Annotated in this window: 11 protein-coding genes and 2 tRNA genes; 4 read left to right on the plus strand and 9 right to left on the minus strand. The window is 57.3% G+C overall.

Going from position 1 to position 16,539, the window contains the following annotated elements:
- Positions 1-59 precede the first annotated feature (59 nt).
- The 3 genes from CJ187_RS07050 to CJ187_RS07060 form a co-directional block, all read right to left on the minus strand.
- A complete protein-coding gene (locus CJ187_RS07050; RefSeq protein WP_102216873.1) occupies positions 60-818 on the minus strand; it encodes a methionine ABC transporter permease in 759 nt (252 codons plus the stop codon).
- Positions 815-1,861, minus strand: coding sequence for a methionine ABC transporter ATP-binding protein (locus tag CJ187_RS07055; RefSeq protein WP_102217071.1), 1,047 nt, complete (start codon positions 1,859-1,861; stop codon positions 815-817). Before CJ187_RS07055 ends, CJ187_RS07050 begins: the two co-directional genes overlap by 4 nt.
- Before the next feature lie 148 nt (positions 1,862-2,009).
- Positions 2,010-4,997, minus strand: a complete 2,988-nt coding sequence (locus CJ187_RS07060; protein WP_102216874.1) for a right-handed parallel beta-helix repeat-containing protein — start codon at positions 4,995-4,997, stop codon at positions 2,010-2,012.
- A gap of 264 nt (positions 4,998-5,261) precedes the next feature.
- Between CJ187_RS07060 and CJ187_RS07065 the strand changes: the two genes are divergently transcribed.
- Entirely contained in the window at positions 5,262-9,050 is a 3,789-nt protein-coding gene (locus CJ187_RS07065) for a glycosyl hydrolase family 95 catalytic domain-containing protein (RefSeq protein ID WP_146003109.1), read from the plus strand.
- A gap of 82 nt (positions 9,051-9,132) precedes the next feature.
- Here CJ187_RS07065 and CJ187_RS07070 read toward each other — a convergent pair whose 3' ends face one another.
- The gene (locus tag CJ187_RS07070; protein WP_102216876.1) at positions 9,133-9,570 is read right to left on the minus strand and encodes a fluoride efflux transporter FluC; all 438 of its coding nucleotides are present in this window, start codon (positions 9,568-9,570) and stop codon (positions 9,133-9,135) included.
- Positions 9,567-10,160 carry a fluoride efflux transporter FluC gene (locus tag CJ187_RS07075; RefSeq protein ID WP_158237752.1) on the minus strand — a complete coding sequence of 198 codons (594 nt, stop codon included), beginning with the start codon at positions 10,158-10,160 and terminating at the stop codon, positions 9,567-9,569. The genes CJ187_RS07070 and CJ187_RS07075 overlap by 4 nt, the downstream gene beginning before the upstream one ends.
- A gap of 177 nt (positions 10,161-10,337) precedes the next feature.
- Here CJ187_RS07075 and gluQRS point away from each other — a divergent pair, with 177 nt between their 5' ends.
- A complete protein-coding gene (gene gluQRS, locus CJ187_RS07080; RefSeq protein ID WP_102216878.1) occupies positions 10,338-11,264 on the plus strand; it encodes a tRNA glutamyl-Q(34) synthetase GluQRS in 927 nt (308 codons plus the stop codon).
- 55 nt (positions 11,265-11,319) lie between these two features.
- Here gluQRS and CJ187_RS07085 read toward each other — a convergent pair whose 3' ends face one another.
- Together CJ187_RS07085 and mgtE are read right to left on the minus strand one after the other, a co-directional pair.
- Positions 11,320-12,936 carry an MFS transporter gene (locus CJ187_RS07085; protein ID WP_233187382.1) on the minus strand — a complete coding sequence of 539 codons (1,617 nt, stop codon included), beginning with the start codon at positions 12,934-12,936 and terminating at the stop codon, positions 11,320-11,322.
- Positions 12,937-13,147: 211 nt separating this feature from the next.
- A complete protein-coding gene (gene mgtE / locus CJ187_RS07090) occupies positions 13,148-14,494 on the minus strand; it encodes a magnesium transporter (protein ID WP_102216879.1) in 1,347 nt (448 codons plus the stop codon).
- Between the two features lie 74 nt (positions 14,495-14,568).
- On the opposite strand from mgtE, the gene CJ187_RS07095 reads away from it, so the two are divergent.
- Complete coding sequence (locus CJ187_RS07095; protein ID WP_102216880.1) at positions 14,569-15,444, plus strand: fructosamine kinase family protein; 876 nt, start codon at positions 14,569-14,571, stop codon at positions 15,442-15,444.
- Between the two features lie 233 nt (positions 15,445-15,677).
- Here CJ187_RS07095 and CJ187_RS07100 read toward each other — a convergent pair.
- A tRNA-Arg gene (locus tag CJ187_RS07100) sits at positions 15,678-15,750 on the minus strand.
- Between the two features lie 176 nt (positions 15,751-15,926).
- On the opposite strand from CJ187_RS07100, the gene CJ187_RS07105 reads away from it, so the two are divergent.
- Positions 15,927-16,013: transfer RNA gene (locus tag CJ187_RS07105), tRNA-Ser, on the plus strand.
- Between the two features lie 202 nt (positions 16,014-16,215).
- Here CJ187_RS07105 and CJ187_RS07110 read toward each other — a convergent pair.
- On the minus strand, positions 16,216-16,464 hold the full coding sequence (locus tag CJ187_RS07110) for a hypothetical protein (protein ID WP_102216881.1): 249 nt from the start codon (positions 16,462-16,464) through the stop codon (positions 16,216-16,218).
- Between the last annotated feature and the right edge of the window lie 75 nt (positions 16,465-16,539).

Consider the following 16,539-nt stretch of genomic DNA (forward strand, 5'->3'; position numbering starts at 1 on the left):
AGTTTGAGATAGTGCTGGCCAGGTACGCTAATTGGGGACCTAACCCGGCTGGTGGTGGCTCAGCGGTGGTCCACCAGCCGGCTACACATGTCGCCTACCATCTGTACGATCTGCACGATTACGTACACGCCAATTACCGCCAGCACCATTACGTCTGGCATGAAGCGGTTGTACCCGTAGTTCATCGCGAGTTGTCCAAGACCACCGCCGCCGAGCGCACCCGCCATCGCCCCGTAGCCAATGAGCGTGATCGCAAGCACGGTGATTGCATCAATTATCGCTGGGAGGGCTTCGCGCACTTGCACGTCACGCATAATTTGCCCGCGAGTGGCCCCCATCATTTGTGCGGCTTCGATTTTACCGTCGTCCACACTGCGCACCGCGGTTTCTACGAGGCGAGCGAAAAACGGGATGGCCGCTACCGTGAGGGGCACTACCGCTGCTTTCCATCCGATTGAGGAACCAGCCACTAGGCGGGTAAACGGAATGATTGCGATCATCAGAATGAGGAACGGGATGGACCGCCCAAAGTTCACGATGAAGGCCAGTACTTGGTGCAACGGCTTGTTGGTGAATAGGCCGCCGCGGCCAGTTGCAATCAATACAAGCCCAAGGGGAAGGCCGATGATGACGGTAAACAAAGTGGAAAGGCCCGTCATCGCTAACGTTTCCCACACGCCGGGCCAGAACGCGCGCTGTACCGCGGGGTTGTTGAACCAGGTTTCGTCACTGTTCGCCACCAGTGGCACCCACGCGTGCGTTAACGACGCGGTGGCGGGCATCAGGGCAGTTCCTATGTTCGATAGCACCGCGCTCATGCCCTCACCTCCGCATATACTTGATTATTTTTTAGTGTTTCGATAATTCTATCCGCATGGTACTGCGGGACGCCAAGCGCTAACCGCCCTACCTGCACGTTAGAGAAAGATTCGAATGTTCCCGCGAGCACGTCAGCGCCCATCCGGGAGGCCAGTGACATCACGGTTGATCCCGTGGGTACCCCCGGGGTGGAGGTGAACATGGTGTCTATAATCGTGAGGTCTTGCGCTACCGCTTCTTCAGTTAGGGACGGCATGGGCACCAGTTCTTGCGCCAGTCGCGACGACGGGTTTGCGACGATACTTTCAATGGATCCGGATTCAACGATTTTTCCGTGCTCCAGCAACGTTGCGGAATCGCAGATTGCGCGCACCACCCCCATTTCGTGGGTGATGATGATGATAGTTACGCCCATTTCGTCGCGGATCTGCGCCAAAAGGTCTAATACTTGCCGGGTGGATTCCGCGTCGAGCGCGGACGTGGGTTCGTCGCATAGCACCACTTTTGGTTTTGCCGCGAGCGCCCGCGCTATCCCAACGCGTTGGCGTTGCCCACCGGATAGTTGCGCGGGGTACGAGGTACCACGGTTACCCAGGCCCACTAGTTCTAAGAGTTTTTGTGCGCGTTCGCGCCGCTCTTGCTTTGGGGTGCCGGCAACTTTCATGGGGTATTCCACGTTCGCGAGTGCGGTGCGGGCGTCCAGTAGGTTAGCGGATTGAAACACCATACCGATGCTGCGGCGTTCTTCCCTAAGTTGGGCGTGCCCCAGCTTGGTCAGTTCTACACCCCCGAGGGTCACGGAACCTTCAGTTGGGGATTCCAATGCGGTTAAGCAGCGAATCAGTGTCGACTTGCCGGCACCGGACTGGCCGACAATACCGTGGATAGATCCGCGTTCCACACTAAGATTAACGCGGTCTAGTGCCACCACTTCATTGCCGCCACGCACCGGGTATTTTTTTGTGAGGTCCCGCAGTTCAATTAACGCACCTGGCGCATGCCCGTCTTCCGAACTTGTTTGCCCCGTATGTTCGGGCAACATGTTTTGCGCAGTGTTAATAGCAGGGCGACTCATAATCCGAGCTCCTTTCACACTGGCTCATGTTGTACGGTGCTGATTCGAGCCTACACTGTGAAAATTCGATTGCTCAAACGAGTCCAAAAATAGACCCTAAAAGTGATCGGTATCATTACTTTCTGCGTCGCAACAAGAGCACGCCCCCTAGACCAGCACAAACAGCAGCCGCTCCCAACCCCAACACGGGCGCCCCAGTGCGCACCAGCTTCCGCACTTTCTTCACCGCCGGCTTCTTGCCCGGCGCAGCAGACTGATTCTGCTTTCCAGCTGCCGGTTGCTGCGGCGCAGTACTTGGGTTCGTTTCCGCGGGCTGGGTTTGCTCCGGTTCCGGTTCCGTTGGAGTGGTGGGATCGGTTATTTCAGGCGCAGGTTCCACTGTTCCCGGATCCGACGGTTCTCCCGTGCCCGGGTCATTACTGCTGATGCGGTCAATGACAAACCGATACGTGTTCACGGTGATGCCGTCCGCGGCGCGTACCGTAACTTCAAGTACGTTTCGGCCACGCAACAAAGTGCCTGCGAACTCAGTTGGCTCCACCGGCTGTCCATTCAAAGTGGCCGTGACTTCAGCATCCGCATCCGTTGCTGCTAGTTTGCCCGAAATAGTTTTCGCACGGTCAGCTGCGAAATAATGCAGCTGGCCTGCAGTAAACTTCCAATCGCGTGACAGGCCAGAGAAAACAGCTTTCGACAGAGTAGCTACCGACGACGGGTGGTCCCGTAACGAGTCTGTTTCTTGCCCAGCTACACCCTGACCGGCCTCACCTTGACCGGCTTCACCTTCTTCAGATCCACTTTCTTCAGTTCCCGGCGCGGTTTCCACATCAGCTGGTTCAACCGCGACTGCTACGACTGGGCCCGGTAGGCGCCGCTCCCCCGCTAAAACATAGGTTTGCACAGTGGTCTGCCCAACGCTCTTACCAGTAACCACCCCGGCACTATCCACCGTGGCTACAGCTGGGTCCGCGCTAACAAAAAACACTTTCCCAGACTCACCTGCCACCCGATCTTGTGCAGCAGCATTTTCCGCACCGCTAGCATCTTCTACAGCGATCCCACCGTCTTGAGGCGCGGTGCCATCACCCGAGTTGTCGAGTTCACCCGCATCCATATTCTCTAGCTCTGCTTGCGGGTTGAGCCCAACATCGTACGTATTATTTGCAAGCACAACCTGCTTATCACCGTTGAAAGCAAACAGTTTTTGCCCATTCACAGGCTTAAACACCGGCCGGGCTTTAATATGATGCGCCTTGCCAACAGGTACCTCAACAGTCTGGTCACCATCTATTTGCACACCATCGGACACAGTTTGCCGGTACACGCGGTTGGACACAAACCTCAAATTACTAACTGACTTAGCATCCAAAACCCGCTGATCCGACACGTAAAACGTGTTGTCCTCAATTGTCATGTTTTTATGCACCGTGTCTTCACTAGACACCGTGGGGTTAGTTGGCTCCACCAAAATCGCTTGCGCCCCAGACCGCTGGAAAGTGTTCGCGCGAATAGTCACGTCCCGCGTCGGCCCGGATTCGTACCACCCCTGGGCATCATTCGAAATATAAATCCCAGCCATACCCATGCCGTCAAACAGGTTGTCTTCAATCAGAACCTTCCCCCGGGTAGTAACCAAAATCCCACGCGTAGGAGTTTCTTTGAAAACATTATTCTTAATGGTCACATTCGGCGTGTAGGTAATGTTTTCAACCACGTGCTCGTTCACTGCTATTTCTTGAGGAATAGGCTGATCAAACGTAAGAATAGTATCCGTTAAACTACCTGACCCCTGCCCCAGGTTTCCACCCTGCCCGTCTGGACCATCTACAGCCACCACTGTGCGCACCGAATCGCGCACCGGAATCATGTTGCCCTGCGTCATGAACTCCACTTGGTCTCCCACAAAAAACGAGGGGAATCCAGCGGTCTCGTTATGCATGTATCGCACGCGGACCTTCCGATCAGAAATCCGCTCTACCACCTGCTGGAAGGTTCCGTGAATATTAATCGGATCGTCATGTGGGTTAGAGAACGTGGAGTTAGTTACCTCAACCGCGCCCTTGCAACCAGACATTTGAATGAAATCCGCATACCCGGCGGTGCTGCGGCCCGTCCCAACTCCCACACCAAAGTGGAGGTTGTTCATCCGCACCGTATCCGTCGACTGGCCCACTACCCCGAAACCGTGTAAGAACCGAAAGTCGATTCCATCCAGCTGAATGTTCTTGTCTTTCCATAAGAAAACCCCTGGGTGGTCGCGCACTGTCTGCCGCATCTGGTAGCTTATTCCCCGCGCGTTTTTCAGTTCCGACTCCATCTGAGTGTAGGAAAACTCGAGCCGGTTATTGCCCAGGTCTTTCACACCGGCCACGTGCTTGAAAATCGGGTTGTCCCACACGTCGCCGCGCACTGTTAATCCACTTTTCGTGTCGTAGCGTTGCACGTACGGCAGTGCGTTTCGCTCCGTCCAGTAGGCCTCATGCGTATACGGGCTCTTATCGGAAAACCATTCAACGTCACTGCCTTTAACCCGGTATTTGTACTCTTCTGGCACATAAACGGTAGCGATCCCAGCATCCGGATCCACTGCCTCAACCGTTAAATCAATCGCAGACGGAACTTCGAAATCTACCTGAAAGTTTTTGAACGAAACATTCTCACTATTAATCGCCGCGAACGTAGTCATTTTCCCATGGAAAACTATTTCAGACCCCTGGCCATCCACGGTTATATTCTTTGTATCTTCCAGTAGGACACCGATCCGTTTTTCTTTATATGAGGCGTCCGCCCCCACCGTATTAGAAACATACAGTGTGCGCTGGGGTGCTTTATCCGGGTAAATATCGTATCTGCCCGCGGGGAACACGATCCGCACGGAAGCGCCTTTTTCTGCCATGGTTTTCGCCTTCGCGATGGCTGCCTTGACAGGCTCCGCCGCATCCTGCTTCGAATCTGCCTTCGCACCGAAGTCAGCAACCGACACGGTTTGAACCAACTCGTCTGCGTACGCAGCCGGTGCGATTACTGCAAGCAGCACGCATAGAACAGCGGCAGTTACTGCGCCAACTAGGCTTCTCGCAGTATTTAGGGTCTTGCGCGACATTGGGTTTCCCTTTCTGTGCTGCGCGTTAACAATCGGCTGTTAGCGCGCCAGGTCTGCTTTGAAGCTAGCACACTTAAACTGCGTGTAATGCGGAATTGACGACTCAACCTGCGCACGGTCTGATTAGTTGTGCGCAGACCTGCTCAAATGGGGCTAAAGGTGATCTGAATCGTGTTATTCTTTCGTAAGTGCTCAGCTTCGAGCACGCTGTTTCGTAATCTAACCCGGCCTACCGGCAGTGACGCCGATATAGAAAAGAAAATCATGCGCAGATTTGGCAAGCTAATAGGGGGCGTTCTGACCGCCTCATTAATACTGGCTCCCATCGCCAGTTTCGCCACCACTCAAACCAGCCCGCGCAGCGGCGAAAACAGAATCGAGAATACGCAGGCCAACATGATTTTGCGGTACAACAAACCCGGGGTCATAACCGACGCCGACGGCTCCACCGACGGGTGGGAACACGAAGTACTCCCCATTGGTAACGGCTCGATGGGCGCCACCCTCTACGGGCAGGTGGGGGCCGAACAGATTGTCCTCAACGAAGACACACTATGGACCGGCGGGCCAGGAACTGAGGGGTACAACTACGGCAATCCACCAGCCGACCTCCTCAAGCAGAAAAAAGCGAACCTGAAGAAAATCCAAGAAACCATTGACACGAACGGCAGCCTGGAAGCGTCGCAAGAACTAATCAGCTCAATCGGACACCCCAAGGCCGGATACGGTAACTACCAAAACTTCGGGATCCTCAAAGTAGACACCCCAAATGCGCAGAACTACACGCAATACGAGCGCCACCTAGACATCGACCAAGCCGTTGCGGGCGTGCAGTACAACGTGGGGCAAACCCAGTTTAAACGCGAAGCCATCGCCTCTTACCCCGCCGGGGTTATTGCCCAGCACATCAGTGCAAACCAAGGCGCGGCTGTGAACTTCCACCTCACCTACGACCGGGGGTTGACCCCCGAGTTGAAAACCCCTCAAGCGCTTTCTGAAGCTGAAGTAAAAGCAGAAGGAAACGCGATTACGCTAAGTGGTAAAAGCCCCGACAACGGGTTGCAGTACTACGGCAAAGTGCAGGTAGTTACGGAAGGTGGCACGGTGACGGCGGGGGAAAATGGTGACCTAACCGTTAAAGACGCCGACAGCGCCACCATAATCTGGGCGGGCGGCACCAACTACGCGCAAGCATTCCCTAACTACCGCACACAAACAGCACCAAAGACCGCGGTAGACCGCAAAATAGCACGGGCCGCCGCAACCCCGTTCGCAACCCTGCGGGCCGAACACGTGCAGGACTATCAGCATCTGTTCAACCGGGTGAAGCTGGATCTAAACGCGCCCACGCCAAACACCACCACAGAGCAATTGGTGCGCGCGTACCAAGGAACCACCGACGCGGACCGATACCTCGAAACACTCTACTTCCAATACGGCAGGTACCTCCTCATCTCCTCCTCGCGCGAAGGCTCCCAACCCGCGAACCTGCAAGGCGTGTGGACCCGCAAAAACAACCCACCGTGGTCAGCGGATTTCCACTCGAACATTAACTTGCAGATGAACTACTGGCCTGCCCTCACCACGAACCTCGCGGAAACCTACGACCCGTACCTGAACTTCACCTCCGACCTGGCGGAAGCCGGGCAGGTGACCGCAAAAGAACTGTTCGACGCGCGCGGCTGGGTGGTGATGAACGAAACCAACCCCTGGGGGTTCACGGGCGTATTCGACTGGCCCACGGCCTCATGGTACCCAGAAGCGAACGCGTGGCTCGCACAAGGTTTCTACCAGCGCTACCTCTACAGCAACGACAAAACCTTCTTGAGGGACCGCGCGTACCCGATGTTAAAGGCCACCTCTGAGTTCTACCAAGACTTTCTGCGCGAAGACCCGCGCGACGGATCCCTAGTGTTGAACCCCTCGTACTCGCCTGAACACGGCTACTACACCGCTGGGGCCGCGATGAGTCAGCAAATAATCACCGAACTATTCACCTCCACGCTCGCGGCCGCTACAGACCTGGGGGTTAGCGACAGCTTCACCGAAGGGCTCGCGCAGACCCTCAAGAAAACGGATAAAGGCCTGCGGGTGCACAACGGGAAAGTACAGGAATGGAAAGACCCTGCGCTGGAACAGTCGGGGGAGCCGCATCACCGGCACACATCGCACCTGTACGCCCTGTTCCCAGGGGAAGCAATCTCACCGGCCACCACGCCGGAACTAGCTGACGCGGCGAAAGGGACGCTGCAAGACCGTGGGGACGGTGGAACGGGCTGGTCGAAAGCGTGGAAAGTTAACTTCTGGGCGCGGCTAGGTGACGGCGACCATGCGCATTTGATGCTGCGGCAACTACTGACACAATCGACGTACCCGAACCTGTGGGACGTGCACCCGCCGTTCCAGATTGATGGGAACTTTGGGGGTACCTCGGGGGTAGCGCAAATGCTGCTGCATGGCAATGACCAGGTGATTGACGTACTCCCAGCGCTTCCGGGGGCGTGGCGGTCCGGTTCCGTTTCTGGGTTGCGGGCACCGCGCAACGTGACGGTCAATACCCCGTGGAAAGACGGGCAAGCCACCACTATTGAGGTACATTCGCAGGATACGCAAACGTTGAGTATTCGCACTGCCCTAGCCCAAGGCCCCGTTGTGGTTCGGGATGCGGATGACAACGAAGTTAAAACCACTCGTAAAGATGGGGTAGTTAAGTTTGAGGCGCAAGCGGACACTTGGTACACGCTTACGGGGACGACTTCGCTGACAGTTAGCTGCCCCGCACAGATCAACGCTGGCCAGCAGGCGGAAGTGGCGATCACAACCCAGGGGATTTCGGGGAACGCGAAACTACGCACTTCGGTGCCGCAAAACTGGCAGGTCTCCCCCGCAGTTGCGATTGCACCGAGGGACGTGCAGCAAGAAGGTGCGGAACCGATTGATGAGTACAACCAGCGGGCCCTCACTAAGCCCGCGCGCTTCAGTGATGCCGCTGACGGCGCCAAAACCACTACGGTTAAGGTACGCGCCCCAGAGGACACGGCGGGCACCGCGAAACTGCAGGTCACGTTAGAGGCAGCGGGTGACCAGTTGGTGCGCGAATGCTCGACCACGGTGGTTGACACCGGGGTGGTGCCCATGGGAGCTGCGAAAGTAGTGGCGTGGGATTCACAGGCCACCGAGGGGGAGGCCCGCCCCTCTGGTTTAGCGACCGCCGCTATCGATGGGGACCCGCAGACGTATTGGCACACGCGGTGGACACCACAAGAGGACGCGCCCCCTCATTATTTAGTAGTGGACCTGGGGAAGGAATACGACCTGACCGGTGCGATTTACACGCCGCGGCAAACGGGAGCGGTGCAGAACGGGCAGATTGGTGAATACGAGTTCAAGGTCGCGACCGACACTGAACTGCCCCAGCCGGGTGCAGACGATTACGGTACCCCCGCCGCGGGTAACACGGATGGGGTGGCGGCGTTCCCACTTGATTCTGAGGACGCATTCAAACCGGTGGCGCAAGGCCAGTGGCCAAACGCTGTGTACGAGCACCAACGCGTTGACTTAGAGGCCGATGGGCCGGTGAAAGCGCGGTACGTGATGCTGAAAGCGGGCGCGGATGTGAAGGGGCAACCGTTCACACATGTTGCAGAACTGAACTTCCGGCAGCAACCCGAACCCCCGAGTGCGGAACTGGAAGCCGTGCCCGAACCGGACTACCCCAAACCAGCCACCGGGATCGTTCCGGGCGATGAGCCTTCTTCCAACCCTTCCGGCGGTTCTTCCGAGGGACCCTCTGCTGGTCCTTCTGACGGGTCTTCTGAGGGGCCTGCCGGTGGATCTTCCGGCGGAGCGGGGACTCCAAGTACCCCAGCGCCGAAGCCAACTACCGGGGCTTCCGAACCATCCCAGCAAGGCGGAGCGCAGCAGAACCAGCGCGCAAATGGCGCCCACAAGTCTGGGATTGCCCGCACGGGAGCGCTGGCGATAGTACCGCTGCTGCTAGCTGGAGGTGCGCTCACAGCAGTGGGAATTGGGCTTAAACGCAGGCGCCGCTAACGGGTAACGCTTGGGCGGCGCGTGGTGCGTAGCAACCCTCAGGAGCGGAAACTTAGCGCCCCAAGTGGAAGCCTCGCGCACTTCAGGTAGATAACCAAAGGCCTAGCCCGGCGGTGAGCACGCACAGGACCGCGGTGCCCACACAGGTTAAGCATGCGGCCGCCCAGGTGCGGGCTGATCGGGCTACGCGTGCCATGGTGTACACGTCCATCATGGCCGTTGAGAACGTGGTGTAGCCACCCAAAAACCCGGTGGCGACCACCAGCCACACTCCCGCGTATTGCGATAGGAACCCGAACAGCACGCCCATTACGAACGAGCCGATTAGGTTAATCAACATAATGGGCCACGCGAGTGCGCTGATCCGCCACACGGAGGTGCGGGCGGCCTCATCCAAATAGGGCGACAGTGTGGTGGACCCCGTGTGAGCGCTCAAAAACCCGCGTAACCGTAGTTCCGTTGCGTACCGGCACAGTGCTCCAAGCCCGCCTGCGAACGGCAGTAGTATCCAAGCGATCATCCCGGTCCCCCAGCCTGTTTTTGTGGCCCTGCGGTTCCTTGCCCGAGTTTGCCAATGAACATGCCTGAAAACACCGCCACGTAGCCGAGCAGCAGCACCAAACCACCCTGGATCACCGCGGAGAAAGCCGCGCCCTGTGACACCTCACGCGCTAATGCCAGTGCGAACGACGAATAGGTGGTGAACGCCCCTAAGAAACCCGTGCCGGCAAGTAGTTTAATCCGATCCCAACTGGGGTTATTGCCGCGTTTACGCGCCCACACGCCAGTAAGTACCCCCATTAGGAACGCACCCACCACGTTCACCAGTACCGTTGAAGTTGCAAGTTGGGTTTCTACCTGCATGAGGGTAATCGCAGGCCCGGTGAATAAACTGAACCCACCGCTGACAAGCGCATCGACTCCCGCGCGGGTGGAGGCACCAAGTGCTCCGCCAATAAAAATCAGTGCATAGGGGTTGAGGTGGTAGATGCGGGCATTCGCTTCGGGCTGCGCGCGATTTTCGCCGGGATTCGCTTCGGGCTGTTTACCGTTTTTACCGGCACCGTAGCCGCGTTTTAACTTCGTGCGCCGGCGGTTGGAAAACCTCATGAAACCCCTCCCAGCGGCCAGTTTATACCCCATTCCCACCGGCCCGTAAACCACGTGGCTACTCGTGCGAGTAGAATCACCGGCCCGTAACCCGCGCGGCCACACGCACACGTAAAATACGCGCATAGAGTCACCGTCCATCAACCACGTGGCTGCTTGCGCACATAAAATAAGGGGGTGAGTAATACTGGTCGTTTCGCTCCCAGCCCGTCTGGGGACCTGCACGTGGGTAACTTGCGGACCGCGTTGTTGGCGTGGACGCTGGCTAGGCAAACTGGGCGCCGTTTCGTTCTGCGGGTAGAAGATATAGATAGGGTGCGTGAGGGGGCAGCGGCCCGTCAGGTGCAGGACTTGCGGATGCTGGGGTTGGACTGGGATGGGCCGGTGCAGTATCAATCAACGCGTCGCGCCGATCATTTGCGGGCGCTGGAAACACTGCGGTCTAAGGGATTGCTGTTTGAGTGTTTTTGCTCGCGCAAACAAATCCGAGAGGCCGCGGTCGCACCAAATGGTCAAGTGGGCCACTACCCGGGGACGTGTCGGAATCTGGATGCGCACCAGCGCGATCGCAAACGCGCCGAGCTGCTGCAGCAAGGGCGTCGCCCGGCGTGGCGTTTGAACCCTCAAGTGGAAACGTGGCCGATTGAAGACGCGGTTTGGGGTAAGCGGACGGACCCGATTGACTGCGTGGTTCTACAACGGGGGGACGGCGCGGTGGCGTATAACCTCGCGGCGGTGGTTGACGATGCGCACGCTGGGGTGGATCAGGTGGTGCGGGCGGACGACTTGCTGCAGACCTCGGCAACGCAAGCGTATTTAGCCCACGAGTTAGGGTTCACTCAGCCCACATACGTGCACGTACCCCTGGTTGTGAATGCGCGCGGAGACCGGCTAGCTAAGCGCGATGGTGCGGTGACTTTGCGTGACCTCCTGACCCTGGGGTACTCGGTGAGTGACGTTACCGAAATAATTGCCAGGTCGGTCGGGGTTCAAGCCACCACTGCCAAGCAGTTTTTGCACCGCTTCGAGTTGGCGCGCATGCCCCACTCCCCCTGGGTGTTTACGCCACCCCAGGTGCTTACCCCTCCCGCGTCACAACGCTGAGGTACTTCGCACCTGAACGCGTGCGATTGCCTGCGATGCATACCGGCCTTCGGTCTTATTTGCGGAGCCGGTCGGCGCGACGTTTGTCGACCCAGCCGATGCTTATCGCAATGGTTTGGATACCTAGCACGATGCACAGCGCGGTCACGGTTCCCCACGAGTATCCCACCGCGGGCACTGCTGCGAAGAACACTGCGGTGATGATCGCGTTACCGATTGCGGTGGCGAGGCGTTCCACAGTTTGTTTAACCCCACCGGCAGCACCACCGTGTTTGACGGGCACCTCATCTAGGGACAGGGTTTGGTTGGCAGACCCAACCGCGCCTTGTCCGAACCCGAGTATAGCCAGCGTTAGAATCACCCAGTAGATAGATAGGCCAAACATTTCGTGACACGCCACCACGACGGCGGTCAGTGCGGTACCGACCATCATTGTGCCGAGCGCGATTTGGATAACGGAACGCCCCCAGGTGAGTGCCCGTTCGGAAGACCAGCGGGCCGCAAACATAGAAACCAGGGCGTTTGGTACTGAGAAGCTCCCGGCCGCCAGAGCACTGAACGCAAGACCGTTTTGCAGGAAAATAGCGGAGATTACGAATATGGACGTGGACCCTAAGAAGTACGCGCCGGACACGGCTGTACCGAAGGAAAATGAGGGGATCCGCAGCAGATCTGGATCCACCATCGCGTAGTTACCGCGGTTCTTATACCAGTTCTCCCACGCGTACCAGGCGAACAGCAGCCCGATGCCCGCGGCGAAAACCAGCAGCAGCCACCACTTGAAAGTGTGGGAAGTGAACGGCAGCATAATTCCCAGTACTGCGGCGGTAACGAGTAGCGCCCCAACGGGGTCAAGGTCAATCTTCTGCTTGGATCGCGGCTCGCCGCTGGTCGCGTCAGGCTGTGCTGCAGCGGGGCTTTGCCCCCGGTTTTCACGTTTATTTCGGCGGTTGTCGCGCCGCGCTTGCTTGCGAGCACGCCGCCGCCGAATCCACATTCGTTCGCGTTCAAACGGCAGCCAGATGAATGCGAGTGCGATACCAAGCAGGCCGAGGGGCAGGTACATCATGAATGTGTAGCGCCACCCAATGGTTGGGCCGAACAGGTTAATGATCGCCCCGGCAATCGGTGGCCCCACAGCAACCGCAACCGCAACCACCATGCCGAACAAGCCGAACGCTCGCGCCCGGGCTTGGCCAGAGAAGGTTTGTTGGATAATCCCCATAATCTGCGGAGAGTAGATACCCCCGCCGATGCCTTGGATGATACGAAAAATGTTCAGGTGCGTCGGGTCGGAAGAGATTGCGCACAGGGCGGAGCCGATGGTGAATATCACCAAGCCGATTTGGAACAGTAGGCCCCGTCCGAAAAGGTCCCCCAGCCGCCCCGCAGGAATTAGGGAGATACCGATCGCGAGGGCGTAGCCAGACAGCACCCACTGCAAGCTCGCGTCGGAAGCCTGTAGGGATTTGCCGATTGTTGGGAGCGCGACGTTCACGGATGACACGGCCACCAACGACATTGCTAGTGGCACGAGTAGTACCACGAGGATCCTGCTGGGGGTGAATACGCGTTTTACGCCTGGGATGCGGATTTCCCCGCTGTTGTTTTCGTCTGGTTGCTTGAACCCTTCTTCTTTGCCAACTGACAAAGCCGAGCCTTCTTTCTCCACATTGTTCTTCAGCTTTCGATCTTCTCAGACTTCGCAGAAATGGAACAAGCGGAAATTCGTAAATCACATTTCTGCGTTTGCGCCCGGTGCGCTGCCGATTAGTTGGCGTGCACATAGCCCGCCCCCATAGCGTGTTGTACATGTAACCATGGGGGCGGTTTTATTTTCGTTTGAGGTACTTGCGCGGGCGGTGCAAGCACCTTCTGTTTGTTTATATTCCGAGTACGGTTTTGGCGATGAGGAAGTAGAGGATCAGGCCGGTGGCGTCACAGAACGTGGAGATGAAGGGGTTGGAGAACACTGCGGGGTCTGCGCCCACCACCCGGGCGATGATCGGCATTACGCCACCGACGGAAGCGGCCATCGTGCAGATGGACAGCAGTGTCAGCCCAATAACCAGGCCGATCTGGTAGTTGAACACGAGGGAGGCGAGGATGAATCCGATTCCACCAAGCACGGCACCGAGGGTGAAGCCAACGCGAACTTCCCGGCCTAGTACGCGCACAACGTCGCGTTTCTCTACGTCTCCGAGTGCGAGGGCACGGGTGACGGTGGTGGCTGCTTGGTTACCGGTGTTCCCACCCGTACCGGTGAGAAGGGGGATGAACAGGGCTAGGGTAACGACTTTGTCGAGTGTGGATTCGAACGTGTCGAGCACGTGCACGGTGAGGATTGCGGATAGTGCCAGCACCAGCAGCCAGACTATACGGGACCGCACGATCCGTAGCACTGGGGTCGCGAGATAGGGTTGGCCCAACGGTTCGGACGCACCTGAACGCGCGGAGTCTTCGGTGTCCTCAACTTCAACGATATCTGCGGCGTCGTCCCACATTAGGAGGCCGACGTAGCGTTCTTGACTGTCCACGATCGGCATGGCCAGTAGGTCTAGGGGGAGGAACCAGCGGGCTGTGGTTTCGGCGTCGTCGTTCACGTGGGCGCGCACGGCTTCTGTCATGAGTTCCGAAATTATGGTTGACGATTCCGCCATAAACAGTTCCCGCAGCGAGGTGACGCCAACGAGTTTGCGTTGCCTATCTACTACCGGCAGGGTGTAGATGGTTTCCATGTCGTTTGCTACGTGCCGGACGATTGCGAGCGCGTCGCCGACTGTCATGTCGTCGTGGATGTCCACGATTTCTGGAGACATGTGGCGGCCGATTACGTCTTTTGGAAACCCGAGTAGTTTGCTGGTGGACTCGCGTTCTTGTTTTGTGAGGTTTGAGAACAGTTTGCGAGCTACGGATTGTGGTAGTTCGTCCAGTAGGGAAACTCGGTCGTCTGGATCTAGTTCGTCGAAGAACTCGAGTACTTCTTCGGTGCGCAGCGCCGTGATGAGGTCCGCTTGGTGTGCGGGGTCGAGCGTTTCGAATAGGCGCGAGGCGCGGTCTAGGTCAAGTAGGCGCAGCACCACCGCCGCTTTAGCTTTCGGGATGCGTTCCACGAGCGCGGTGAGCTCGGGGATGCTCAGGGAGGTTATTAGGGCGGAAACCTGTTTCGCGTTTTTCGCGGTGATACTTTGCGATAGCAAATCTTCTATTTGCTCTACGGTTTCTTCCATGATGCCTCCTTCGCTCCCCCGTTACCCTATCGCATGGACGCTCATTAGAGCATTATGCGTGAGAGGGTAGTTGCATGGGTATTTCTAGAATCGATGATGTTTACATTAAAACGGACAGTATCAATCCTACTAACACTGAGCTTGAAGCGTTGAGTTTAACCTGGCTGGCGGAAGGTGAGGAGTATGGTGGTGCACACGTTGTGCCAGTGGTGAGTGTGAAGCGCGGTGAGTTGCGTACGCGCGCGGTTGGGGCCGGTTCGGTCACAAAGGCGGCGGCACGCCAGTTTGGGCGGGCGTTGGCGGTGACGCATGCGGTGGGCGCGGATTATTTTGGGCAGCCGCCAACGGGGTGGAATGGTGATGGGTGGATGGGCCGCAGTGAGTTGGCGTATCCGTCGGCGGAGCGGGCTTTGGATTCGTGGGGTGCGTTTTTGGCGCGCGATAGGATTTTGCCGAACCTTAAGCCGGCTGTGGATAATGGTTCGATTGATGGCCGGGGTGCGGCTGTGATTGAACGCTTGTGTGAGCGTTTGCGCGACGGTGAGTTTGATAGCCCTCAACCTGGTTTAGTGCACACTGCGGCGGCGCGGATTCATGGGGATTTGTGGACGGGGAATGTGATTTGGTCTGCGACTGCGGATTTGCCTGAGGGGCCGCGGCGCGCGGGTTTAGGTTCGCGCGAGGGCGCGGCGTTGGCGGATGTGACGGGGGTGCTGATTGACCCGGCTGCGCAGGGTGGGCATGCGGAGTCTGACTTGGCTGCTCTAGGTGTGTTTGGGCAACGTTATTTAGAGGATATTTACGCGGGTTACAACGAGGAGTCTGCGCTTGCAGATGGGTGGGAATCCCGGATTGGTTTACATCAGCTGCACATGTTGATTGTGCACGCTAATCTTTTTGGTGGCGGTTACGGAGCCGAAACCGTTTCGGTTGCTCGGCGTTACTTGTAAGTCGGTTGCGCGGCGTTACTTGTAAGTCGGTTGCGCGGCGTTACTTGTAAGTCGTTTGCTCGGCGTTCCTTGTAAGACTTGTCCGTGTAAGACTTGTCCGCCGATCATGCGCAGGTGCTTGTCCACTGACGTTCACAGCCGCTGCCGCTGGTGAGGCGGTCCGGGTGTGGCGGAAGTGGGAGGAAAATTAAAATATCTCCTTCCCGGTGGGTCTCACCAAGAAGGAGATGGGGCGCGCTCGAAGGGATTCGAACCCCCAACCTTCTGATCCGTAGTCAGATGCTCTATCCGTTGAGCTACGAGCGCTCAGTTTTGAGCGGACGGAATTACCGTTGACCGCTTCAACCTGGGTTTAACTTTAGCTGCCTGCGATGGGTTTTTCCAAATCAACGGGCTGTAACACTAAGCACACTTAATGGCGCGGCGTTTTGCGTGCGTTCAGTTTGGTAGAATCTTATGTGGCCGTTAGGCTATTACCCATTGGAGATGTCGCATAGTGGCCTAGTGCGCCTCCCTGCTAAGGAGGTTGGGGCGTTCGCCCCTCGCGGGTTCAAATCCCGCCATCTCCGCAAAAACCCCGTTGTTTCGTTGAAATAGCGGGGTTTAGCTCGCCCTACATGCGTCTAGATGGCTAAGAAGAATAGTCATCTAGACGCCAAAGGTAGTAGGAGTTCTAGGGCACTGATCGCACGCTAACTGGATTTAGTGTGGTGGGATCGTTGGCTTCTGACCGCCCAGACTAGTTGTCGGGCGGCAAATCGCAACAGTCGGCTAGAAAAACCCGAAGAAGTCATCCTCTGGGAACATTAGGGAGTCTTCTCCATACTCGTAATACGTGGCCATCGTTTCATAGTCGTCTACGACATCGGATAGTTCTACCCCGCGTTCGTGAGCTTCCTCGGCGAAACGTTCCGGACGAACCCCAGTGCGGTCCGAAACCGTCTCCATAATTTTGCGTTCTACATCATTCAAGTTACCGAACTCTTCGTCCACTCCCCACACCTTCTTTGGCTCATACATGCTAATTCAGACCTACGTCACGGTAGTTACCATTCAATCCTCAGCATAACTAAAATGTCTGAGCGTATTTCAGAC

The sequence above is a fragment of the Gleimia hominis genome (genome assembly GCF_002871945.2).
Taxonomy (GTDB): domain Bacteria; phylum Actinomycetota; class Actinomycetes; order Actinomycetales; family Actinomycetaceae; genus Gleimia; species Gleimia hominis_A.

Coding starts and splice junctions, on each gene's coding strand:
- CJ187_RS07050 (WP_102216873.1), bottom strand. CDS start 818: ATGAGCGCGGTGCTATCGAACATAGGAACTGCCCTGATGCCCGCCACC.
- CJ187_RS07055 (WP_102217071.1), bottom strand. CDS start 1,861: ATGTTGCCCGAACATACGGGGCAAACAAGTTCGGAAGACGGGCATGCG.
- CJ187_RS07060 (WP_102216874.1), bottom strand. CDS start 4,997: ATGTCGCGCAAGACCCTAAATACTGCGAGAAGCCTAGTTGGCGCAGTA.
- CJ187_RS07065 (WP_146003109.1), top strand. CDS start 5,262: ATGCGCAGATTTGGCAAGCTAATAGGGGGCGTTCTGACCGCCTCATTA.
- CJ187_RS07070 (WP_102216876.1), bottom strand. CDS start 9,570: ATGATCGCTTGGATACTACTGCCGTTCGCAGGCGGGCTTGGAGCACTG.
- CJ187_RS07075 (WP_158237752.1), bottom strand. CDS start 10,160: ATGAGGTTTTCCAACCGCCGGCGCACGAAGTTAAAACGCGGCTACGGT.
- mgtE (WP_102216879.1), bottom strand. CDS start 14,494: ATGGAAGAAACCGTAGAGCAAATAGAAGATTTGCTATCGCAAAGTATC.
- CJ187_RS07095 (WP_102216880.1), top strand. CDS start 14,569: ATGGGTATTTCTAGAATCGATGATGTTTACATTAAAACGGACAGTATC.
- CJ187_RS07110 (WP_102216881.1), bottom strand. CDS start 16,464: ATGTATGAGCCAAAGAAGGTGTGGGGAGTGGACGAAGAGTTCGGTAAC.